Annotated in this window: 20 protein-coding genes and 1 pseudogene; 8 read left to right on the top strand and 13 right to left on the bottom strand. The window is 65.6% G+C overall.

Features of this window, described 5'->3' with window-relative positions; genetic code table 11:
* The first annotated feature begins 3 nt into the window (after positions 1 to 3).
* The 5 genes from M8523_RS26320 to M8523_RS26300 all read left to right on the top strand — a co-directional run bounded on the left by M8523_RS26320 (position 4) and on the right by M8523_RS26300 (position 3889).
* Positions 4 to 948 carry a branched-chain amino acid ABC transporter permease gene (locus M8523_RS26320; protein ID WP_282587864.1) on the top strand — a complete coding sequence of 315 codons (945 nt, stop codon included), beginning with the start codon at positions 4 to 6 and terminating at the stop codon, positions 946 to 948.
* Complete coding sequence (locus M8523_RS26315) at positions 938 to 1933, top strand: branched-chain amino acid ABC transporter permease (RefSeq protein WP_282587863.1); 996 nt, start codon at positions 938 to 940, stop codon at positions 1931 to 1933. Before M8523_RS26320 ends, M8523_RS26315 begins: the two co-directional genes overlap by 11 nt.
* A gap of 2 nt (positions 1934 to 1935) precedes the next feature.
* A complete protein-coding gene (locus tag M8523_RS26310) occupies positions 1936 to 2775 on the top strand; it encodes an ABC transporter ATP-binding protein (RefSeq protein ID WP_282587862.1) in 840 nt (279 codons plus the stop codon).
* Positions 2747 to 3415 carry an ABC transporter ATP-binding protein gene (locus M8523_RS26305; protein WP_282587861.1) on the top strand — a complete coding sequence of 223 codons (669 nt, stop codon included), beginning with the start codon at positions 2747 to 2749 and terminating at the stop codon, positions 3413 to 3415. Before M8523_RS26310 ends, M8523_RS26305 begins: the two co-directional genes overlap by 29 nt.
* A gap of 75 nt (positions 3416 to 3490) precedes the next feature.
* Positions 3491 to 3889, top strand: a complete 399-nt coding sequence (locus M8523_RS26300; RefSeq protein WP_282587860.1) for a cupin domain-containing protein — start codon at positions 3491 to 3493, stop codon at positions 3887 to 3889.
* Positions 3890 to 3935: 46 nt separating this feature from the next.
* Here the strand turns inward: M8523_RS26300 and M8523_RS26295 are convergent, their stop codons facing one another.
* Genes M8523_RS26295 through M8523_RS26280 form a run of 4 tightly spaced genes read right to left on the bottom strand, consistent with a single transcriptional unit; the run spans position 3936 to position 8290 of the window.
* Positions 3936 to 4778, bottom strand: coding sequence for an N-acyl homoserine lactonase family protein (locus tag M8523_RS26295; RefSeq protein WP_282587859.1), 843 nt, complete (start codon positions 4776 to 4778; stop codon positions 3936 to 3938).
* Between the two features lie 2 nt (positions 4779 to 4780).
* Positions 4781 to 5776, bottom strand: coding sequence for an ABC transporter permease (locus M8523_RS26290; RefSeq protein ID WP_282587858.1), 996 nt, complete (start codon positions 5774 to 5776; stop codon positions 4781 to 4783).
* A complete protein-coding gene (locus M8523_RS26285; protein WP_282587857.1) occupies positions 5773 to 7335 on the bottom strand; it encodes a sugar ABC transporter ATP-binding protein in 1563 nt (520 codons plus the stop codon). The genes M8523_RS26290 and M8523_RS26285 overlap by 4 nt, the downstream gene beginning before the upstream one ends.
* A 7-nt stretch (positions 7336 to 7342) precedes the next feature.
* Positions 7343 to 8290 (bottom strand): sugar ABC transporter substrate-binding protein, encoded by a 948-nt coding sequence (locus M8523_RS26280; protein ID WP_282587856.1) that lies wholly within the window; start codon positions 8288 to 8290, stop codon positions 7343 to 7345.
* Between the two features lie 155 nt (positions 8291 to 8445).
* Between M8523_RS26280 and M8523_RS26275 the strand changes: the two genes are divergently transcribed.
* Positions 8446 to 9477, top strand: coding sequence for a LacI family DNA-binding transcriptional regulator (locus M8523_RS26275; protein WP_282587855.1), 1032 nt, complete (start codon positions 8446 to 8448; stop codon positions 9475 to 9477).
* Positions 9478 to 10013: 536 nt separating this feature from the next.
* On the opposite strand, the pseudogene M8523_RS26270 reads toward M8523_RS26275, so the two are convergent.
* Positions 10014 to 10201 (bottom strand): annotated as a pseudogene (locus M8523_RS26270) (ABC transporter substrate-binding protein); the annotation flags it as partial.
* On the opposite strand from M8523_RS26270, the gene M8523_RS26265 reads away from it, so the two are divergent.
* Entirely contained in the window at positions 10201 to 11025 is an 825-nt protein-coding gene (locus tag M8523_RS26265) for a substrate-binding domain-containing protein (RefSeq protein WP_282587854.1), read from the top strand. The pseudogene M8523_RS26270 and the gene M8523_RS26265 overlap by 1 nt on opposite strands.
* A gap of 238 nt (positions 11026 to 11263) precedes the next feature.
* On the opposite strand, the gene M8523_RS26260 is transcribed toward M8523_RS26265, so the two are convergent.
* Genes M8523_RS26260 through M8523_RS26240 form a run of 5 tightly spaced genes read right to left on the bottom strand, consistent with a single transcriptional unit; the run spans position 11264 to position 17370 of the window.
* Positions 11264 to 11992, bottom strand: coding sequence for an amino acid ABC transporter ATP-binding protein (locus M8523_RS26260; RefSeq protein ID WP_282587853.1), 729 nt, complete (start codon positions 11990 to 11992; stop codon positions 11264 to 11266).
* A complete protein-coding gene (locus M8523_RS26255) occupies positions 11989 to 14889 on the bottom strand; it encodes an FAD-dependent oxidoreductase (protein WP_282587852.1) in 2901 nt (966 codons plus the stop codon). Before M8523_RS26255 ends, M8523_RS26260 begins: the two co-directional genes overlap by 4 nt.
* Positions 14879 to 15772, bottom strand: a complete 894-nt coding sequence (locus M8523_RS26250) for a dihydrodipicolinate synthase family protein (RefSeq protein ID WP_282587851.1) — start codon at positions 15770 to 15772, stop codon at positions 14879 to 14881. Before M8523_RS26250 ends, M8523_RS26255 begins: the two co-directional genes overlap by 11 nt.
* A 43-nt stretch (positions 15773 to 15815) precedes the next feature.
* Entirely contained in the window at positions 15816 to 16505 is a 690-nt protein-coding gene (locus M8523_RS26245; protein WP_282587850.1) for an amino acid ABC transporter permease, read from the bottom strand.
* 34 nt (positions 16506 to 16539) lie between these two features.
* On the bottom strand, positions 16540 to 17370 hold the full coding sequence (locus M8523_RS26240) for an ABC transporter substrate-binding protein (protein WP_282587849.1): 831 nt from the start codon (positions 17368 to 17370) through the stop codon (positions 16540 to 16542).
* Between the two features lie 181 nt (positions 17371 to 17551).
* Here M8523_RS26240 and M8523_RS26235 point away from each other — a divergent pair, with 181 nt between their 5' ends.
* Positions 17552 to 18202, top strand: a complete 651-nt coding sequence (locus M8523_RS26235; RefSeq protein ID WP_282587848.1) for a GntR family transcriptional regulator — start codon at positions 17552 to 17554, stop codon at positions 18200 to 18202.
* A 326-nt stretch (positions 18203 to 18528) separates the two neighbouring features.
* Here the strand turns inward: M8523_RS26235 and M8523_RS26230 are convergent, their stop codons facing one another.
* The 3 genes from M8523_RS26230 to M8523_RS26220 all read right to left on the bottom strand — a co-directional run bounded on the left by M8523_RS26230 (position 18529) and on the right by M8523_RS26220 (position 20929).
* The gene (locus M8523_RS26230) at positions 18529 to 19623 is read right to left on the bottom strand and encodes a hypothetical protein (RefSeq protein ID WP_282587847.1); all 1095 of its coding nucleotides are present in this window, start codon (positions 19621 to 19623) and stop codon (positions 18529 to 18531) included.
* A 128-nt stretch (positions 19624 to 19751) separates the two neighbouring features.
* On the bottom strand, positions 19752 to 20177 hold the full coding sequence (locus M8523_RS26225) for a hypothetical protein (RefSeq protein WP_282587846.1): 426 nt from the start codon (positions 20175 to 20177) through the stop codon (positions 19752 to 19754).
* 554 nt (positions 20178 to 20731) lie between these two features.
* Positions 20732 to 20929: an ATP-binding cassette domain-containing protein gene (locus tag M8523_RS26220; RefSeq protein ID WP_428351334.1), complete on the bottom strand. Its 198-nt coding sequence runs from the start codon at positions 20927 to 20929 to the stop codon at positions 20732 to 20734.
* Between the last annotated feature and the right edge of the window lie 84 nt (positions 20930 to 21013).

The following is a 21013-nucleotide window of genomic DNA, read 5'->3' as shown; positions in this document are numbered from 1 at the left end:
TCCATGGCCACGCTTCTCCTTCAGCAGGCCATCAATGCCCTGACGGTCGGCGCCATCTACGCGCTGATCGCTCTCGGCTACACGATGGTCTACGGAGTCCTCCGACTGATCAATTTCGCCCACAGCGAGATGTTCACCGCAGGCGCGTTCGTGGCGGTCTTCGCCGCGAGCTTGCTGGGAGGCGTGGCGGGCCATCCTGGGGTCGCTCTCGCGGCCGGGTTCGCGACCTTTCTGGCGATCGGCTTTCTCGGGGTCGCGGTCGAAACCGTGGCCTACCGGCCGTTGCGGGGAACGTCCCGGCTCGCACCGATGCTGTCGGCCCTGGGCATGGCGGTGGTGATCCAGAACGTCGTGATGCTGGTGGGCGGTCGCCGCCCACTCATCTATCCGTCCTTCCTGCCGCGCGGCGTTTTCCAGATCGCAGGCGCGGTCGTGACCTACAAGCAGATCACAATCCTGGCGGTCGCCCTGGTGTTGATGGTCGGGCTGGAGTTGCTGGTCAGCCGCACAAGCCTGGGTGTGAAGATCCGCGCCGTGGCCGAGAGCGCCGAGACGGCGTCGCTCGTCGGCATCAACCCGAACCTGCCGATCGCCCTCATCTTCTTCGTCGGTCCGGGGCTCGGTGCCGTGGCCGGTATCCTCTACGCCTCCTACTACGGGGTCGCGACCTTCTCGATGGGCTTCATCATCGGCATGAAGGCCTTCACGGCCGCGATCCTGGGCGGCATCGGCTCGATCCCGGGCGCCGTGCTGGGCGGCCTGCTGCTCGGCTTCATCGAGACCTTCGCGACCGCCTGGATGCCGGCCCTCACGCATGGGCTGATCGGCACGGAATATCGCGACATCTTCGCCTTCTCGGTTCTGGTGATCATCCTGCTGTTCCGCCCCGCCGGCCTGCTCGGCGAGCATGTCAGCGAGGAAACCATGGTCTACAAGCGTGACTTCTGACGCCGCCATCACCCCGATGACGCGCCGTCCGGAGCTCCGCGCCGTGATCCCGATGGCCTTGATGCCGATCGCGGTGATCGTATTCGGTCAATTCCTACCCGCCTATCCGCTGCGGATTCTCGATCTCGTGTTGCTCTACGCGATGCTCGGCCTGGGGCTCAACATCGTGGTTGGCTATGCGGGCCTGCTCGATCTCGGCTATGTCGCGTTCTACGCCATTGGTGCCTACACCTATGCGCTGCTGGCCTCGCCGCAGTTCGATCTGCACCTCCCGTTCCTTCTCGTCCTGCTGATCGGGGCGGGCCTCGCGGCGCTGGCGGGGGTGCTGCTCGGCATCCCGGTGCTGCGGCTCCGCGGCGATTACCTGGCCATCGTCACGCTCGGCTTCGGCGAGATCATCCGGGTGCTGATGAACAACCTCGACGGGCTGACCAACGGGCCGCAGGGGATCGCACGCATCGACGAGGCCGTCATTTTCGGCTGGCACCTGTCGACCCCGCTCGACTATCTCTACCTCCTGGTCGTCCTCGTGGTGCTCACCTTTCTTTTCGTGTGGCGTCTTCAGGAAAGCTCCCTCGGTATCGCGCTTGCGGCCGTGCGCGAGGACCAGGACGCGGCGCGGGGCTGCGGCATCGACACGACAGGGGTGAAGCTCGTCGCCTTCGCGACCAGCGCCACGATCGGCGGCATCGGCGGCGTGGTGTTCGCTTCCATGCAGCAGTTCGTCAGCCCGGAGAGCTTCACCTTCTGGGAGTCGCTCTCGATTGTCCTGGTCGTCGTCGTGGGCGGGCTCGGCAACCCGTTCGGCGTCATCCTCGGCGCGGCATTGCTCGTGGTGATGCCCGAACTGCTGCGCGCCTATGCGGACTACCGCCAATTGCTCTACGGGATCGCGTTGGTGCTGATCATCTTGGCCCGGCCCATGGGCCTCATCCGTCGCGAATACGGGCCGAGTTGGCTTGTTCGCCGAATGACGAGGGCCTGATCATGCTGGTCTTCGACCATGTCACCAAACGCTTCGGCGCCAACACGGCCATCGACGACGTCTCGCTGACGATCAGGCCCGGCGTGATCACCGCGGTGATTGGCCCGAACGGCGCCGGCAAGTCGACGCTCGTCAACATGGCGGCGGGTTCGTTCCGAACCACGAGCGGGCGCATTCTGCTCGACGATGTCGCACTCCAGGATCTGCCGAAATACAAGATCGCGCGCGCGGGGCTAAGCCGCACCTACCAGAACATCCGTCTTTTCGACGGCCTGACCGTGCTGCAAAACCTCGAGGTCGCGTTGGTGCCCCGCTCGCTGCCGCGCCTGATCATGCAGGCCTTTGGCTTGTCACCGGGCAGCAGCGAAGCGGAAGCACGATCGGACTGCGAGACGGTGCTGCAAAGGCTCGGGATTGCCCATCTGGGCGAACGGCACGCCGGCAGCCTGGCCTATGGCCAGCAGAAGCTCGTCGAATTGGCGCGCGCCATCGTGGCCCGTCCGCGTGCGATCCTGCTCGACGAGCCCGCGGCCGGCCTCAATCACGGCGAAACCGACGAACTGAAAGCCCACATCCAGGCGCTCCGGTCGCCCGATCTCGCGATCGTGCTGATCGAGCACGACATGAAGCTGATCATGTCGGTTTCGGATGAAATCTATGTCATGGCCCGAGGGGCCGTCCTGGCCCACGGGACGCCCGAGGCAATCCGGGGCAATCGACAGGTGCAGGAGGCCTATCTTGGACAACCCGGGGCGATGGGGACCATCGAAGCCGCTGCTCGCGGTCGACGCAATCGCATCAGGGTACGGGCGGGTGAAGGTCTTGCATGGGGTCAGCCTTGAGCTGTTCGCGGGTGAGGTCGTCTGCATCATCGGCCCGAACGGCGCTGGCAAGACGACCTTGTTGCGCACGCTCAGTGGTTTGTGTCGGCCGACCGACGGCCGCATCGCCTTCAAGGGCGAGCAGGTCGAGGGCACGAAACCCTTCCAGATGGCGCGCCGGGGGCTTGGCCACTGTCCGGAAGGTCGGCGGGTGTTCCAGCACCTGTCGATTGAGGAAAACCTGATCGCCGGCTTTCTTCCGGGGCGCGGCAAGAGCCGGGCCGAACTGTTCAGCGAGGTCTACACACTCTTTCCGGTTCTCGGCGAGCGCCGCACCCAGTCAGCGAGCCGGCTCTCGGGCGGACAGCAGCAGATGCTCGCCATCGGGCGGGCGCTCATGGGCAACCCCGAGCTCCTGCTTCTCGACGAGCCCTCCCTTGGGCTCGCTCCACTGATCATCCACCAGATCTTCGAAATCGTGATCCAACTCGCGGAACGCGGAGTCTCGATCATCCTGGTCGAACAGAACGTCGACCTCTCGTTCGAGATCGCGGATTTCATCTATGCTTTCGATCATGGCCGCGTTCATTGCTCGGGTCCGGCCGAGATGCTGCGGGGCGATGAGCGAGTGCGCGACATGTACTTGCCACGTGTGGCCTGACAAAGCTTCCCGGCCCAGCCGGACGCTGACCATCGACGGCTGCTTCCGCCGCGAACCAAAGAAAGGCGATTGTGTATGGAGGTCCTGAACCACGCCGAGCGGCCGCTCGAACAATGGCGCGAGGGCGTCATGACGCAGATGCGGATGTCCTATCTGCTCGGCGGACGCCAACTCTGTATCTTCGATCAGTTCTGCGACCCTGGCCTCGGAGCGCCGACCCACATCCATGCCGCCGAGGAGGTCCTCGAAGTCATCTCAGGCAGCGCAGAGGTGTGGCTGAACGGCGAGCACTCGGCCGTCACCGCAAACCAGTCCGTCCTGATCCCGGCTGGGGCGACACACGGCTTCCGCAACACGGGAACCGACACGCTGCACGTTCGAGCCACTTTGGCGGCCTCGATCTTCGAAGCGCAATATGAAAGCTCGAAGGAAACGAGCCGCCGTTGGTCGCCTTCCACGACGAGTGTCGGTTGATCGCGCAAGAGTGTCGTGAGCTCTCGCAATCCGGATGAGCGGTTTGTCAGGCAGCCTTTACGATGCGGAATCCATCAATCTCCTTCACGACCGGCCAGCCTTTCCAGCGCTCGGCATCGTGCAGGATGACCAGACGGTCGAGGTCTCCCTTGATGGCTTTGTTGATGCGGTCGATGGTCTTGAGCTGGTCCCAGGCGGCGCCGATCGCGTTGGTGAGCGGGACATAGACGCCGCTATGATTGTGGCCGCAGATGTTGCGGTGCGAGTAGACGCAGTCGCCCGAGATCACCAGGCGGCCGCGTGCGGTCTCGATGATGATGAACTGTTGGCCCATGGTGTGGCCCTCGCCGAGCCGCACGTGAAGCCCGGGCAGCAGATCATCGACATCGCCGTCGACCAGATTGAGCCGATGCTCGACAGCCGCGTCGAAGGCGTTGCGGAGATCATCCGGGTTGATGATCTCGGTCAGGAAGCCGAACTCGCGGGGCAGTGCGATGGCCTCGTGCCAGCTCAGGATCTCGCGCTTCTGGATATGCAGGCGCGCCTTCGGAAATCTGCCGATCGAGCCCATGTGATCGAAATGGGCGTGACTCAGCACGATGTCGGTCACGTCATCGGCGGTGACCCCCATCTCGGCCAGCATGCGCAGAGGCGATATCCAGAAGGGTACGTCGAATTTGATGCTCATGGCTTCGCCTGAGCCTTCGCGCATGAAGCCGGTGTCGCAGAGCAAGACCTTGTCGGTGCTGCGGGCCAGCACGAAGGAGAAGGGCAGGTCGTGCACTTCGTCGGGTGGCGCCCCATGGATGAGCCCCGCCATGCGCTGCTGGCGCGAGCGGGCGAACTCGATCACGTGGACATCCCAGAGGGCAGGGGGTGTGTCGGTCATGGTCAGCTTTCCGCGATGGAGCGGCCGAGGCTCGACAGGCCGACCGCGACGATGAGGATGGCGCCCTGCAACACATATTGCGAGAAGGTCGGCGCGCCGAAAATGTTCAGGCCGTTGAAGCCGAAGGCGATGATGAGCGCGCCGATCAGAGTGCCGAGGACGTGGAACTCGCCGTCGCGAAGCGTGGCCGAACCGAGGAAGACGGCCGCGAAGGCGGTGAGGAGATAGCTGTCGGCGGCGCTCGCAGTGCCGCTGCCGAGGCGCGACGCGAGCAGGATGCCGGTCAGCGCCGCGCAGGTGCCGGAAATGACGAATCCGAGGATCTTGATGCGATCGACGTCGATGCCGGCCAGCCGCGCCGCCGCGGGATTGCCGCCCACAGCCTGGATCTCCTGCCCGAGCGCAGTTCGCTCGACCAGGACCCAGAGCCCACCCACGATGCCTGCCATCACCACAATGTTGTTCGGGATGTGGTAGAGCCAGCGGCCGAGCGACAGCTGTAGAAACGCCTCGGGCACCCCCGCCACGATCGGCACGCCGGCCGAATAGGCGAAGGCGAGGCCAGTCAGTATGGTGCCGACGCCGAGCGTTGCAATCACCGAATTGACCCGCACTTTTGTGACGATCAGCCCGTTGACGAGCCCGATCAGCGCCCCGGCCGCGAGCACGATCAAGATCGCCACGGGAATCGGCAGCTTGTTCGAGACGATCAGCCCCGTGACCAGGATGCCATGGAGGCTTGCCGCAAAGCCGACCGACAGATCGAGTTCGCCAACCACCACGGCGAGCGTCAGGCCGGCTGCGATGATCATGGCGAGCGAGGCCTGGTTCAGCACATTGGTGAAGTTATTGACCGTCGGGAAGGTACGCGGTGACAGCATCGCGAATGCGGCGATCATGGCGATCAGGCCGAAGATTGTGGCGTAGCGGGCGAATAGCCCGAGCCCGGCCTTGGTGCGAGGCGACAGGCGTCGGCGCGGGGCGGCGAGGGGGCTCATGCGGAGGCTCCTTCGAGGGCCGGTTCGGCGTAGCTCGCCTCGATGATGGCGTTGCGGGTGAGGTCCGGGCCGACAAGTTCACGCACGATGCGCCCTTCCGCCATGACGAGGACACGGTCGCAAAGGTCGGGCAGTTCGTCGGGTTCCGAGGAAATCGCGATGACGGCCATCCCCCGGGCCGCCAGATCGCGGATCAGACGGTGAATTTCGCCGCGCGCCCCGATGTCGACGCCACGCGTCGGTTCGTCGAGGATGAGCACCTTTGGGCCACGCAGAAGCCAGCGCCCTATGACGACCTTTTGCTGGTTGCCGCCGCTGAGTCGCCCGACCGGCGTATCGACCCCAGGCGTCTTGATCGCGAGGTCGCGGATGACGGATTGCGCGAGCGAGCGGCGGCGGCGCCTGTCGATGAGCGGCAGGGTGGGGCCGTGGACGATGCGGCTCAGGTTCGCAAGCTGCAGGTTGAAGGCGACGCTCTTGGTCAGCAGAAGACCCTCGGTCCGACGCTCCTCCGGCACGAGCCCCAGGCCTGCCTTGACGGCGGCTGCCGGTGAACGGGGCAGGAAGGGACGGCCATCGAGCACCATGCTCCCGGCATCCGTCCGATCGGCCCCGTAGATCAGTCGCACGAGCTCGGTCCGACCGGCGCCGACGAGCCCGCCGATGCCGAGCACCTCGCCCCGTTGCAGGTCGAAGCTGACGCCGCGGACGCGCGGAAGCCGGGCCAGTCCACGGACGTTGAGCACGATGTCTCCGGCAGGCGGCGCAATCGCGGGCTTGGCGATCCTCCCGACGGCGCGACCCACGATCGCCTGAACCAGCGCGGCTCGGGACAAATCGGCGCGGGCGATCTCGGCCACCGAGCGGCCGTCGCGAAACGCCGTCACACGATGGCAGAGCCGCAGCACCTCGTCGAGGCGATGCGACACGTAGAGCACCGCTACACCGGAAGCGGAGAGATCCTCGATGATGCGGAACAGTTTCTCGCCCTCGGCCGCCGAGAGCGACGCCGTGGGCTCATCCATGACAATGAGGCGCGCCTTGCGGACGAGAGCGCGGCAGATATTAATGAGCCATTTTTCGGCCGTGGACAGGCCCTTTACACTCGCGAACAGTGGCGCCGTGATGCCGACTCGCGCCGCCACGGGGGCGACCTCGCGCGCGATGGCGCCCCAGTTGATCAGCCCGGCCCGGCTCACCTTCGGCAGTCCGAGCATGACGTTCTGGATGACGTTCATGCCCGGTACAAAGGCGAGTTCCTGGTGGATGAAATTCATTCCGAGCTCAGTCGCACGGTGGGGTGTCGCGATGGCGATTGGTCGGCCGTCGATGAAAAGGCGGCCGCCGTCCGGCTGCGCCAGCCCGGCGAGCACCCGGATCAGCGTCGATTTGCCCGCACCGTTGGCGCCGACAAGGCCGTGCACCTCACCGGGCTTGATCGACAGCGACACGCCCTTCAGCGCCTGGACGCCGCCGTAACTCTTGGCGATGTCCTCCGCTGTGACGAAAGGCTTTGCGCTCGGCGCCGCGACGAGACTGTCCCGTTCCGGCCTGAGCATCCTGGTCTTACTGTTGTCCAGCGGCGTCGGGATGCTCCTTGAGGAACGCGTCGACATTGTCCTTGGTGACCAGGACGGCCGGCACTTCGACCGCCTTGGCGGTCCAGCCCGCTCCGGCGGCTTTGATCTCCTTGAGGAGCTTCACCATCTGGTATCCCTCCTTGTAGCTATCCTCCCAAGCCGTCGCAGTCATGTGGCCGTTCTTGATGTTCTCGATCGCCTGGGCATTGCCGTTGACGCCATAGACCCCGATGTCGTCGCGGCTCTGCTGGCGCAGCGCTCCGATGGCGCCGATGGCAGGATCATCCCAACAGCCCCAGATGGCTTGCTTGCCGTCACCCGCCGGGTGGGAGGCGAGCCAGGCATTGGCATATTGCGCGCCATCCTCGAAGTAGCCGGGGATGCGGACCTCGTTCTTGGTCGACTTGATGCCGGTGTTCTTGGCGAGCACCTGATCGAGCAACGTTTCGCGATTACGGCAAACCTCGCCCGTGCGATAGGTGAGAGCCAGGAGATCGCCCTTGCCACCGAGATCGGCCACCATTCTGTCGATGACGGGCTGGGCGACAGGTGCACCTGAGCCGTTGGTCGCTGCGACCGAGCCGCCGAGGCCTCCGCCCCAGGTGACAACCGGCACGCCGGCATCCTTCGCGGCCGCCAAACCCGCTCCGATTGAAGACCAGGGGAACACCATGTCGACGATGGCGCCGGCACCGCGGCCCGCAAAATTCTGAATGGCAGAATTGGCTTGATCAGCACTGCCCGCGGCGTCGATCACTGACACGGTCCAGCCATCTTCCTTCGCGGCCGCCGTCGCGCCCGCAATGTAGCGGGCATTGTTGGCCTCGTTGGCCGAAATCGAGACGATGCCGAGAAGCGGCTGATCTGCTGCATGAGCCGGGGGCCCAGCCAGTACGACGCCAACCGCAAGCGAAATGAAACCTGTTCGTACCATCTGATCCCCCCAAGCCGCGCGACGAACGCGATCTAACCGTTTTGCCAGCATCCTTTCGGAATCCGGCGAACTGCGCAAGGGGGTTCGGGCCCTTACTGGACAATCGGTGAGCATTGTTACAGCTTACATGTCGTAACGGTTTGCCGAGAGGTCGTGTGGCCACTATTAGAGATGTCGCGAAGGCAGCCGGGGTGTCGACGGCGACCGTCTCGGCGGTTGTCAACGAGACCACGTTCGTCAGCCCCGAGTTGCGCGCGCGGGTGACGGCCGCGATCGCCCGGTTGGATTACGCGCCGCTGTCCGCGGCGCGCAACCTGAGAAGGGGCCGTACCCAACTCATCGCGCTCGTCGTGTCGGACCTCGCCAATCCGTTCTTCTCGCGCGTGGTCTATGCCGCGGAGGCTGCGGCGGGAGCCTGGGGTTATGCGCTCGTGGTCTTCAACAGCGACGAGAAGCCCGAAAACGAGCGTCGCATCCTGACCCGCATACGAACCCTGTCCTGCGACGGCATCCTGCTCGTGCCGGTGGATGCGCGTCCGCGCGGCGAGTTTCGTGACGAGGAGGGGCGCACGATCCCGCTGGTCCACTTCGGTCGCAACGCCGATGGCGGTCGATCGGACAGTGTGACGATCGACAATGTCGCGGCCGGCCGTCAGGTGACCGACTATCTGCTCGACCTTGGCCATCGACGGATCGGTACGATCACGGGACCGCTGCACCTCACAACGGGCCGCGGCCGGCTTGACGGATTGCGGGACGCGATGGCAGCCCGTGGGCTTGTGCCGAAGACCGAGCACGTACGCTCAGGCGAGTTCCGAGAGGACGTGGCTTATTCGGTCGCCCGCGAGATGATCGACAGCCCCGATAGACCAACCGCGCTTTATGCAGCGAGCGGCATCATGGCGCTCGGAGTCATGCGAGCACTGGCCGATCTTGGACTCCGCTGCCCGGACGACATCTCCATCGCTTCGACCGACACGATCCCCGGCATTGGTGCCCTGCGGCCCCGACTGACCCGTACCGAGCATCCTGTGACCGAAATGGTCAATGAGGCTCTTCGCCTACTGAACGACCGGATTACGCAAACACGCCGCGACGGGCCCCGCCATGTCGTCTTCCAGCCGTCTCTGATCCTCGGCGACAGTTGCCGACCGCTGCGCGAGTTGGCCGACATAACGCCTCGGTAGTGTCCACGAAAAATGGGTTTGGCATTTGTCGATCGTACACAAGTGTAAATCATCGCCAAAGTGGGACCATTGGCCTAACCAAAGCTATAGTATCAATAGGTGACCGGATATGCTGCAATGAATGGAGTCCATATCGGTGACAATCGAGACCAGCTTAGATTAAAACATCACGGTTATTTAATTACGCTATGCGTATCCAGGGTGTGCGACGCTGGGTACCGGTTCACACCTATGCGGCGCCCGAGCCCTTTTTGTTCGCGCATATTTGCACCATGGCAGGACATGGCACCGGTCATGGGCATGCCGGCCGTGATGCGTGACGCGACGCTCTGCGCCCTCCCAAGATTTCGCCACGCACGGCACCGATCTGGCCAGCTTCGAAACCGAGATGGTGGAGAACTCGTCCAAATGGTACCGGCCTGTCTCGCGCAACTCCAGGCCATTCAGACGCACGACCACTGCACGAGCACTGACGCACTCTGCAATCATGCTAGGCAGAGTGCATCAACTCATTTCCTTGAAGCACGGCTTCGTATTCAGAACGGGAAATCCGGATAGTAGAATTCCTTGGCGTTCTTTCGAGTGACCGGGGTCGCGTCCATGATGTGTCGCCCCCGAACCGGGACTTGATCATAGAAACCAGCGACGGTGAGTTCCATTGCGGTTGCGATCGTCGTGGGTAGAGAACGTCGATCGGAATCATGCTGTCGCCGTCGGACACGCGTGCTGCTCCCCGATATTGGCAACCCGTTTTTCTCGGAGCTGCTCAAGGGTATGGAAGAATCGGCGCGACGCCATGGCCGCGCTATTCTGATCGGCGACACCGGTGCAGGCGATAGTTCGGCTGACAGCTATGCGGCCCAATTGCATCCGCGGACCGCGGAAGCCCTGATCCTCCTCGATGGAAAGTTACCGTTTGCGTTCGACAGCACTGCGCGCGCCAACCTGCTGTGCTTCCTTGTGGTCGCGGTCAGCGAGCGGATTGCCGACGTTGCCATTCCGGTCGTGGGTATCGACAATGTGCGCGCGGCCGAGGAGGTGGCTGCCCTTATCGCGGCGGCCGGACATCGTCGCGTCGCGCACATCGGGGGACCGTCCGGGAATATCCCCTCGGGAGAGCGAGCGCGAGGCTTCGAAAAGGGTGCTGCCGTGGCAGGAATGACGATCCTCGGCGTGGTGGAAGGAGCATTTTCGGCCACGTCCGGCCAGGACGCTGCGTCGGCCATTCTGACTTGGTCGGAGCGGCCCACGGCCGTGTTCGCGGCGAATGACCAGACGGCCATGGGGGCCATCCACGGCTTCAAAGCGGCGGGCCTCAAGGTGCCGGACGACATCTCGGTTGTCGGCTTCGATGACATCGCGTTTTCCGAAATGTTTGAGCCCCCGCTCACCACCGTACGACATCCCCGGCAAACTATGGGACGAGCAGCGATCGACCTTGTTGCGTCCTGGGACGACGGCGGGCCTGCATTGAGCCGGACCACCATCCTGGATCATCAGATCTTCGACCGAACGAGCCTTGGGCCGGTACCCTTCAGGCCCGGATGAACCGTTGAAGTGTCCCTCGGTCAAGCATAGGGAAAGCAACGCCAAAATAATTTCTTGGGGCACCCGATGCCAATACGATCAAGGGTCCAGTTTTGCCTGGCGCGATTCGAGGGCGGTCCGAATCCAGACGTTCTGGAGAGCGCCCATTCCATCCGGCCAGCATCTTTTATCTCTCCGCAAATGCGGACGCGGCGGGTGCAGCAAGGAGGTTTGTCCTGCGGCCGTGATGGCGCAGGTTTCAGTGCTGCAGGATCCGGCTGAGAAAACTCTTCGCGCGCGGCGAGGCCGTGTCGCCGAAGAATTCGGCCGCGGGGCGGTCCTCGGCGATGGTGCCGCCGTCGATGAAGATGACCCTATGGGCGACGCGGCGCGCGAAGCCCATCTCGTGGGTCACGCACATCATGGTCATGCCGTCGCGGGCCAGCGCCGTCATGACGTCGAGCACCTCGGAGATCATCTCGGGGTCGAGCGCCGAGGTCGGCTCGTCGAACAGCATGGCGAGCGGGTCCATGGCGAGCGCGCGCGCGATGGCGACGCGCTGCTGCTGGCCACCGGACAGCTGGCCGGGATATTTCCTGGCATGAGCCGCAAGGCCGACGCGATCCAGCAGGTCCAGGCCCTTGCGGCGGGCGAAGTCCGGGCTGCGGCCCAGCACTTTCTCTGGCGCGAGCGTCAGGTTCTCGATGATTTTGAGATGCGGAAACAGCTCGAAGTTCTGGAACACCATGCCGACCCGGGCGCGCAGGGATGGCAGGTCGGTTGCGGGATCCCCGACCGAGATGCCGTCGACCATGATCGTGCCGGCCTCGAAGGGCTCCAACGCGTTGACGCATTTGATCAGCGTCGACTTGCCCGAGCCCGAGGGGCCGCACACCACCACGACCTCGCCCTTGGCCACGTGGGTCGAGCAATCCTTCAGTACCGCGGTGGAACCGTAGCGCTTGGTGAGGTTGCGGATGTCGATCATGCGGCCGGCCTGCCTTCGAAGCGCGCGATGGAGAAGCCCGACACGTCGCGGTCGGTCGCGCCACGGGCCACGAGATCGGCCGTGATGCGACCGACGAGCGGACCGAGCGTATAGCCGTTCGACGTCACGGCATGAAACAGGCCGGGCAGGCGCGGATCCTCGCCGAGGATCGGCGCGCCGTCGATGTTGATGTTCATGGCGGCCCAGGACCTGATCACGTGCAGCTTGTTGAGTGCCGGCAGGACGCGCTGGGCCACCCAGAGGTTGCCTTCGAGGCTCGCCATCAGCGGACGCGGATGCCCGTGCACGGAGTCGAGCCCTGCGGTCCAGCCGCCGCCGATGAGAAACGACCCGTTGCCTGCCTGCTTCAAGGTGAGGTGCCGGTCGGCGTGGGCCACGAGGCAGGTCAGCGTCGGTGCGGCCGGTTCCGTCACGACCATCTGCAGTGGCGCGCCATGCACCGGCACCGCGAGGCCGAGCATGCGGCCGACCGTAGATGCGAAGGCGCCGGCGGCGTTGACGACGCGGCCTCCCGTGACGGTGCCGCGCGACGTCGCGATGTGGAAGCCCGCGGCCGCGCGGGCGATGCCAGTCACGGCCGCCCGTCGCTCGACCCGGGCGCCGGCCCGCAGGGCCGCCGTGAGGATCCCCTGGGTGGCAACGAGGGGGTTGATCTTGCCCTCGTTCGGGCAATAAGCGGCGCCGATGAAATCCTGCGCGAGCGCGGGCTCGAGCCGGCGCAGGTCCCCGGCCGTGATGACGTCGCAGACGATGCCCTGGGCACGCTCCACCCTGGTCTTGGCGTCGAGGAACGCGAGGTCGCGCTCCGTTTCGGCCACCATCAGGCCGCCGGTTCGCTTGATCTCGAAGTCGGCGCCGAGTTCGCGCTCCAGCGCCGTCCACAGCGCGATGGAGTCGCGCTGCAGCGGTAGCGTCCGGGCCGCCGGGCCGCCGCCGGCCTCGGCGCGCGCGCCATGATCGAAGGACAGCAATTGCCCGTGCAGACTGCCGGCATTGCCGCCCGACGCGAGGCTGTTCGGCTCCGCGCGGTCGAGCACGAGCACGTCGATGCCGGTACGGGCAAGATACAGGGCCGTCGACAAGCCGGCGATGCCGGCCCCGATCACGACCACATCGGCCCGGAGGGCACCGTGTGGCTCGGCAGGCGCCCCGCTCGGTGCCCAATCTGCCAGCAGGCTGCGCTTGTGGCCGCCCCATTCGGGTTTCTCCAGTGCCAGCGCGGCGAGCGGGACCGGGCGCAATGGCATCTGCGGCGCGAAGCCGGCGCGCTCGTCCGGCTCGGTTCCGACGAGTCGCTGCAGGGCCTCGCCACAGTAGCGGGCCTGGCAGCGGCCCATGCCGGCGCGGGTCAGGCGCTTCAACGTGGCGACATCCGTCACCCCATGCGTCACCACCGCCTGCTCAAGGGCGTCCCGCGTCAGGGCCTCGCATCGGCAGAGGATCGTTTCGGCCGTCGCACGCGACAATCCCGGCGCATCGGCGGCGAACACGGCCCAGAGGTGGCGCTGGAACGTCGCCGCGCGGACGAGGCGCTTCAGTGCGGGGCCGTCGTCGGCCGGCACGGACCGGCCGAGCTGCCGCGCCGCGGCCCGGCCCGCCAGCAGCCCTTGCGTCCGCGCCATCACGGCGCCGCCGAAGCGTCCGGCCTCGCCGACCACTAGGATATCGGGCCGCGAGGTGGCGCCGTAAGGGTCGTGCTCGATCGCCAGCCCGCCATGCCGGTCGGGAGCGTAGCGACACCCGAGCAGGCGCGGCAATTCGTGTGCCGGACGGAACCCCTCACCGACGGCCACGAGACCGACGTGGAAGTTGTGCGGCGTTGCATGGCCCGCCTCGGTCACGACGATGCGGATGCCGCCGCCTTCCTCCGCAGCCGCGACGACGCGGCTGTTCCACAGCACCGGAACGCCGGCTTGGCGCAGCGCCGCGAGGTGACGCAGCCCGGTCGCGGCGAGCCGGGGGCCGGAAGCCAGCAGCGCCGCCGCCTCCCTCGACCGCGTCCAGGGCGGGGGCGCGGCCTCGACCACCGCGATGGGTTTCACACCATGGCGCAGCAGTTCGACCGCCACCTGCAGGTTCAAGGGCCCGTTGCCCGCGACCGCGATGCGCGTGCCCGGCACCAGGCCGTCGCTGCGCAAGAGGGTCTGCAGTGCGCCGGTGGTCACCACGCCGGGCAGCGTCCAGCCGCGGAACAAGGGTGCGGGCTCGTAGGCGCCGGTGGCGACGATCAGCCGGCGCGGACGGATGCGCCGCGCCGCGCCGGCGACAAGGCAGCCCACCACGAGGTTTCCGCCCGTGTCGCGTTCGGCCCCCCACACGAAGCCATCCGACAGCATGTCGATGCCGCCGGCCCGCACGCGTGTGATCAGGTCGGCGCCCTCGCGCGCTTGAAGGTCTGGTGTGGTGGTCGCGGTGGCAGGCTGCTTGTAATATTGCCCGCCCGGCGCCGGGCGCTCGTCCAACAGCAGCACCGTCGCGCCAGCCGTGCGGGCACTCTCGGCGGCCGCAAGGCCCGCCGGTCCCGCGCCCACCACGAGAATGTCGACAAAGGTATCGGCGATGGCCTGGGGCGGTTCGGCCAAGGGCGCGAGCGCGTCGGCGGCGATGTCGGGCCTCGACGGTTGCCGGTTGAGCCGCATGCCATCCCGCGCCTTGGTCAGGCAGGCGCGCTGCCCGGCGCGGCCGTCGACCATCACGAGGCAGTCGTGGCACACACCCATGCCGCAGAAGAACCCGCGCGCGCTGCCGTCCTTCCCGGTGCCCTGCGCCAGGATCCCCGCAGCCAGGAGGGCCGCCGCGACGCTCTCGCCCGGCACGGCCGGAAGCGAAACGCCATCGAGCGTCAGCCGCCAGGAGGCGCCGGGTCTAGCCGGCATGAAAGGCGAGGCGGAGCCGCTCGACCAGTGCCGCCATTGCGGCGTCCTCGTCGGCCGGCAAGGGCAGGCGCGGCGGTCGCGGCGGGCCGACGGGGAGGCCCATATGCGTCAACAAGGCCTTGGTCGCCGCCACGTAGCGGTGGCCGCCGACGGCCTCGATCACGGGCAACCATTCGAGGTAGAGCGCATGCGCCTCACGCACCTCGTCGGCGTCGGCCACGAGCGTGAAGAGCCGCGACAGCGGCCCCGGCGCCACGTTCGACGCCACCGCCACCCAGCCTTCCGCGCCCTCGACGAACGACTCGAAGCCGAGGATACCGCCGAACACCGTCATGCGGTCGCCGCACAGGCGCAGGATGTCGCGGACGCGCGTCACCTCGAGCGTCGATTCCTTGATGTAGCGGCAGTTGTCGATCGCGGCGAGGCGGGCGACCAGCGCGGGCCTGAGGTCGACGTTGGCCGTCGCCGGATTGTTGTACACCATGATGGGCAGGCCGATCGCACGGGCGATCGCGTCGTAATGATGCACGAGCTCGTCGTCGGTCGGCGTCGAATAGAAGGGCGGGATCACCATGACGCCGTCGGCGCCGAGGCGCTCCGCCTGACGGCTGAGCCGCACCGCCTCGCGGGTGTCCTCGGCGCCCGTGCCGATCAGCACCGGCACGCGGCCCGCCGCCGTGCGGATCACCGTCTCGGTGACCGCCACTCGCTCGTCCTCGGAGAGCGACAGGAACTCGCCGGTCGAGCCGAGCGGGATAAGGCCGTGGATGCCCTCGCGGATCTGCCAGTCCACAAAGGCCGCGAGCGCCTTGAGGTCGAGGCGCCCCTCGGCGTCGTTGGGGGTGATCATCACCGTGTAGGTGCCGCGGAAGGTCTTGCTCATGCGTGTGGTCCCGGGCGTTCGCGCGCCCTTGTCGAGGCTAAGGTCAGGCGCCCGCCGCCGTGGGCGGGGCATCGCTGCGGCCGGCATAGCGTTCCAGCCGGTGCTGGACGAGCTGCCAGAGGGTGGTCATGGCGAGGTAGTAGAGTGCCGCCACGGAAAACAGTTCCAGCACCTCGAACTGCTCCTGGATCAGCACCTGGGTGCGCCGCAGAAGTTCCTCCATGGAAATCACGGAGGTAATCGAGGTGGTCTTGAGCAGGCCGTTCACCGAATTGCCGAGCGGCGGGATGACGATGCGCAGCGCCTGCGGCAGCACGATGTAGCGCATGATCTGCCGCTCCCGCATGCCGAGCGCGCGTGCGGCCCGCACTTGGCCGGGCGGTACGGCGTCGATGCCGGCGCGGATGATCTCCGCGAGATACGCCGCCTCGTTCAACGACAGCCCGATCAGCGCCGACTGGATGACGCCGAACTTGATCCCGAGCTGCGGCAGTCCGGTGTAGATGACGATCAGTTGCACCAGCAGCGGCGTGCCGCGGAACAGCCAGACGTAAAACCCGGCGGGCGCGGCCACGAGGCGCCGCGGCGCGCGGCGCATCAGGGCCAGCACGAAGCCGAGCGCCAGGCCGCAGACCATGGAGACGGCCGTCAGCCACAGCGTGGCCCAGGCGCCGGCAAGGATGTAGGGGTTCACGAGGTACTCGAAAAACCCCGCCCAGTCCCAGATCTTCATTCGCCGTCGCGCCGTGTCGTTATCGACGTGTCGCTCAGGTGGCCGGACCCTGCACCGTCAGGGCACCGGCCGGAGCCACGACGCCGTATTGATCGAACAGCGCCTTATAGCTGCCGTCCTTCTGCATGGCATCGAGGACCTTCAGCACGGCGTCGGCCAACGGCTTGCTCTTGAAGGCGAGCGCGACCGGCGTCGGATAGAGGCCCGAAATGGCGCGCTTGAAGCTGCCGCGATCGGCATATTCCTTGGCGACGCCGTCGATCGACACCACCGCGTCCACCTGGCCGGCGCGTAAGGCCTGATAGGCCAGGGCGAAGCTGTCGAAGGTGCGGATGGTCATGCCCTTGCCGCCCTTGGCCTTGAGCTCGGCGTCGATCGACTTGGCCTTGTTCTCCTCGAAGCCGCCGATCTCGACCCCGACCGTCTTGCCCTCGAGATCCTCGAGCTTGGTCACCGGCGCCTTGGAGTCCGGCGGCACCGAGATGCTGATCGCCTGCATCTCGTAGGGGATCATCTGCATCAGCTTGGCGCGCTCGGGCGTGAAGAAGATACCGGTATCGATCATGTCCCACCGGCCGCCCTTGAGGCCGGGGATCATGGCGTCGAACTCGATCTTCACGAACTCGGGCGCGAGGCAGAGTCGCTTGGCGATCTCCTGGCCGAGCGCGATCCGCATGCCGACGAGCTGGCCCGACTTGTCGACATATTGCAGCGGCGGCAGGGTCGGGTTGGTCGACATCACCAGCGTGCCCGGCTTGATGAGGTCGGTCGCCGCGACCGGTGAGGTGCAGTCGGCGGCCCAGGCCACGCTCCCCAGGCACGAGACGGCAAGCGCGGGCAACAGCAGGCGGGCGAAACGGATCATCGAACAACCCCTCGTATAATTCGGCATGCTAACGGTATACAATGAGAATACGGTTTGGCAAGTTGAGATTGCGCCGGCAGTTCGCAGTGGCGGCTCCGCGTGATGCGCGCTTGCTCCGGCCGGCCGCTGGCCCCTAAGGAAGCCCGATGTTTGCTCCCCCTTTCGTTCTTAGTGGTGCCGAATGAGTTCGGCGGATACGAAATCCGGCCCGATGAACCTGGGCAACCTCGCCCATGAGGCCCTGTCGGACATGATCCGCCACAAGCGGCTGCGCGGCGGCGAGGTGATCGTGGAGGCACGCCTGGCCGAGGCCATCGGGGTGTCGCGCACCCCGCTGCGCGAGGCGCTGCAGCGCCTCGAGGGCGAGGGCATGGTGGAGAAGACGGGGGGCCGTTCCTATCTGGTGCGTCGGGTCGACCTCGGCGAATACCTCAAGAGCCTGAAGGTGCGTGAGGTGCTGGAACCCGAGGCGGCCGCGCTTGCGGTCGACCGCATCCCCGGCGCTCGCCTCGCCGCCGTGCGCCAGGAAACACTGCAGATGCTGGAAGCGACCGCCTATCACACCGACGCGCATTGGCGCTCCGACGACAACCTGCACGGCATGTTCATCGACGGCTCCGGCAACGAGGTGATGGCGCGCATCCTGAAGCAGTTGCGCGCGACCACGCGGCTGTTCGAGATCGACCGGCTCAAGGAGCGGCTGAAACCCGACTCGCGCGAGCACTTGGCTATCGTGGACGCGCTCATCGCCGGCGACCCCGCCAGGGCGCGGGCGGCCGTGGCGACCCATATCCGCAGCCTGATCGACTTCGCCCTTGCGGCCGTGAGGTAGCGCCGCTTACGCCCGCGCGGCGACGAATCCATCGGGCACAACGCCGCATGGCTGTGCGTCACGGCAGGTCGGCCCGCAGAAAGCCGCGCCTGGAATCGTCGCGCCGGAGCTGTCCTGCGTCACCGCTTCCCGCGGGCGATCGTCGCGTCCAACCCGGATCAACGCCGCGATCGCTCCTGCGCGCCGGTCACGGCGATGATCCAGTGGGCTGCCAGGAGAGGGGGCTACCCGGTCAGAGCGCATCGACCCGCAAGCCCGAACTCTTTCCCTCCGATTTCGCGGCGGGAGTCGTCGCACGCGCCTTTCGCTCCGTTTCTGCGGTTACTCTACGGTCGCGCCCTAGTGAGAGGCGGAGACGGAAAGACGGCACAAGGTGGCGGTGTAACCTGTGCCTGCGCTCTTTCCACCTTCGCCAGCAATTGTTCACCGAGCATGGTCGACCATGTGGCTTTATTTCGTTGCCAGCCGAGCGCATCCCACGCAGCGATAGCATCGCGATAGCCGAGCTCAAGGGCATCAGTGCCCTCATCAAATGAAACGTGTTCGAAGCCCGGGGGCATGGTCTTGGGTGTCGTCGCGTAGGCGCGCAGGAATATGGCGCGGGTGTCGGCCGTAGGGTGATAGCCACCCTCGCCGTCGAAGGTTTCAAGCAGCAGAAACAGAGCCCCGAGCCCGAAGCCGGCCAACCTCAACCAGTCAAGAACATCGCCGCGGATTGTCGGGTCTGGCTGGCGTCTCGCGCCGGCGGCATAGACGTTGATGAGCGCGCCGAGGTGCAGCATCGATATAGAGTCGGCCAGATGTTCGAGCGGTTCCAAATGCTCTCGCAGAAAGACCTCGCGCTGCGCGCGCGGAAGGGCATGGCTCTCTCGCCTCAGTTGCGCGCTGCGCTCGACATGGCCGCTCGTGACGTGGGCAAGCTCGTGCAGGAACATGAATTGCAGTGTGAAAAGGACGATGCCACCCAGGTGATGTCTGAGCTTCGGATCTGGAGGCAGGCTCGGAGCTTCGGGACTGCCGCCGAAGAGAAGCTCGACCCGGCCGTTCATCAGGCGCGGCAATGACAGACTGCCGGTGAGCCTTGGGCCCAGCTTGCCGCGGAACCTCGCAAGCGATCCCGGTTTGCTGCGAAACTTTGCAAGCGCGTCCGGGTGAGCGCAAAGGCGCGTCAAGACATAGTTGAGCTGAATCGTCGTACCGGGATCGACGGCGATGGCATAACCCTTTCCATCCCGCCCTATCGCGGCATGTGATCCGAGCTGCAGCTTCATCTTCAATCCGGCAGAGATACAGCCATATAGGGTCAGCCGCGCCATATCATCGGTGCCATGGAGGTGCTGCTCCATAAATCGGCTGAGGCCGACCCAGTTCGAAACTTCCTCCTGTCCCAGCGAGGCAGCCTGTTGTTGGGGTTCGTGCATGTTCATCCACGAGGAAAACGGCCAGTTCTCGGGCGCAGTCCCGTCCCGGCCGACGGACGTACCGCAACAAGGGGAGTGTCCCGCACAAACCATCACGATGCCTCGATAGGGATGCCGACGAAGACTGACTAGTCTTCGACCTTTGTAGGCTCCTGCCAGGCGTCGCCGCACCACGATTTGAATTTCCGTATCACCGCCTCGTCCAGCGCATCACCTACAGCCTCTTTGACGAAGATAACCGACGCATAGGTGGCGATGGGGCCGCCGAAATGTCCGGCAAGCACGCCGAACGCGGCCTCGGCGAAGCTCGAACCGCCCTTTGAGGTGACCTTGCGAAGCGCGCCATTGCAACAGACGTAGGAGCGTACCGACGGCCCATGTCGCTGCCACCAATCACGTCCCGCCGCGATGAATGTCGCCGGGTCGTGGGGCGTTGCGCCAAGAGGAAGGTCTGGATTGAATTCTCCCAATCGCAGGAAGAGCGGATCAAGATTGTTCAAACCGACACTGTCGTAAAGTCGGCCTATGTCCTCTTCTGGTTCCACCGAAGCCATGGCGTGCTCCTTACAGGGGACTGTTCGCTGCCAGATCCTCGTACCGTATCGACTTCAAGGTAAAATGTAACCGTTGATCGGACGGTGGCGGCTGGCTATCCGCTCAAAGCGGTAAGACAGATCATGACCTAAGCACGAATCCGCCGCTTTTTCACCTGCGACCATCTTGAGCCGTAGAACGGCCGGCATGAACGCGCCCAAGCAAGCCTTTCAGCCACTTTGCCCGCGTCCTCCAAACCGGACGTTCGGCTTCGTGCATTCGAGTGGTTCTGATTGGATATCGGCTCACTCATCTCGTGACTTGCTGCACAATCTTGCCGCGAGGAGGGGCCCGTGCCCTCCAGCATTTTGTGCGCGGGCCGCGGTGGCGGCGACGCGGTGCCATTCCAGGGTGCCCCCGGGCTGTTCTTCATGTCCTACACGGGCGTCGCCTTCAGCATGTGGCTGACGATCGTGCCGACCTTACACACCCTGAAAGACAGTCTTCTCGGATGGAACGCGGGCCTTCCTGCTCGTCGGCACGCTAGCCGCGCCTGCGGTCTACGAGACGGGCCTCAGCCCGCCCGGAGCATGCGCTTCAGGAAAGCCTGCGTGCGCGGATGCTGGGGACGGCGCATGATGGCGTCGGGCGGACCATCCTCGACGATGCGGCCGTGGTCCATGTAGACCACGTGGTCGGCGACATCGGCCGCGAAAGCCATTTCGTGGGTCACCACCACCATGATCATTCCGTCCTGCGCGAGCTGCAGCATCACGTTCTGTCAACGGCGGTGCAATTCCAGGCCAGCGGGGCGGAGTAAAAGCAGGCCAGTGATGGTGAGACGTGGTGATGTGCA

The organism is Lichenifustis flavocetrariae, from assembly GCF_026130545.1.
In the GTDB taxonomy this organism is placed as follows: domain Bacteria; phylum Pseudomonadota; class Alphaproteobacteria; order Rhizobiales; family Beijerinckiaceae; genus Lichenihabitans; species Lichenihabitans flavocetrariae.
The sequence above is the reverse complement of the archived record's forward strand: the minus strand, read 5'-3'. Positions and strand labels throughout refer to the sequence as shown.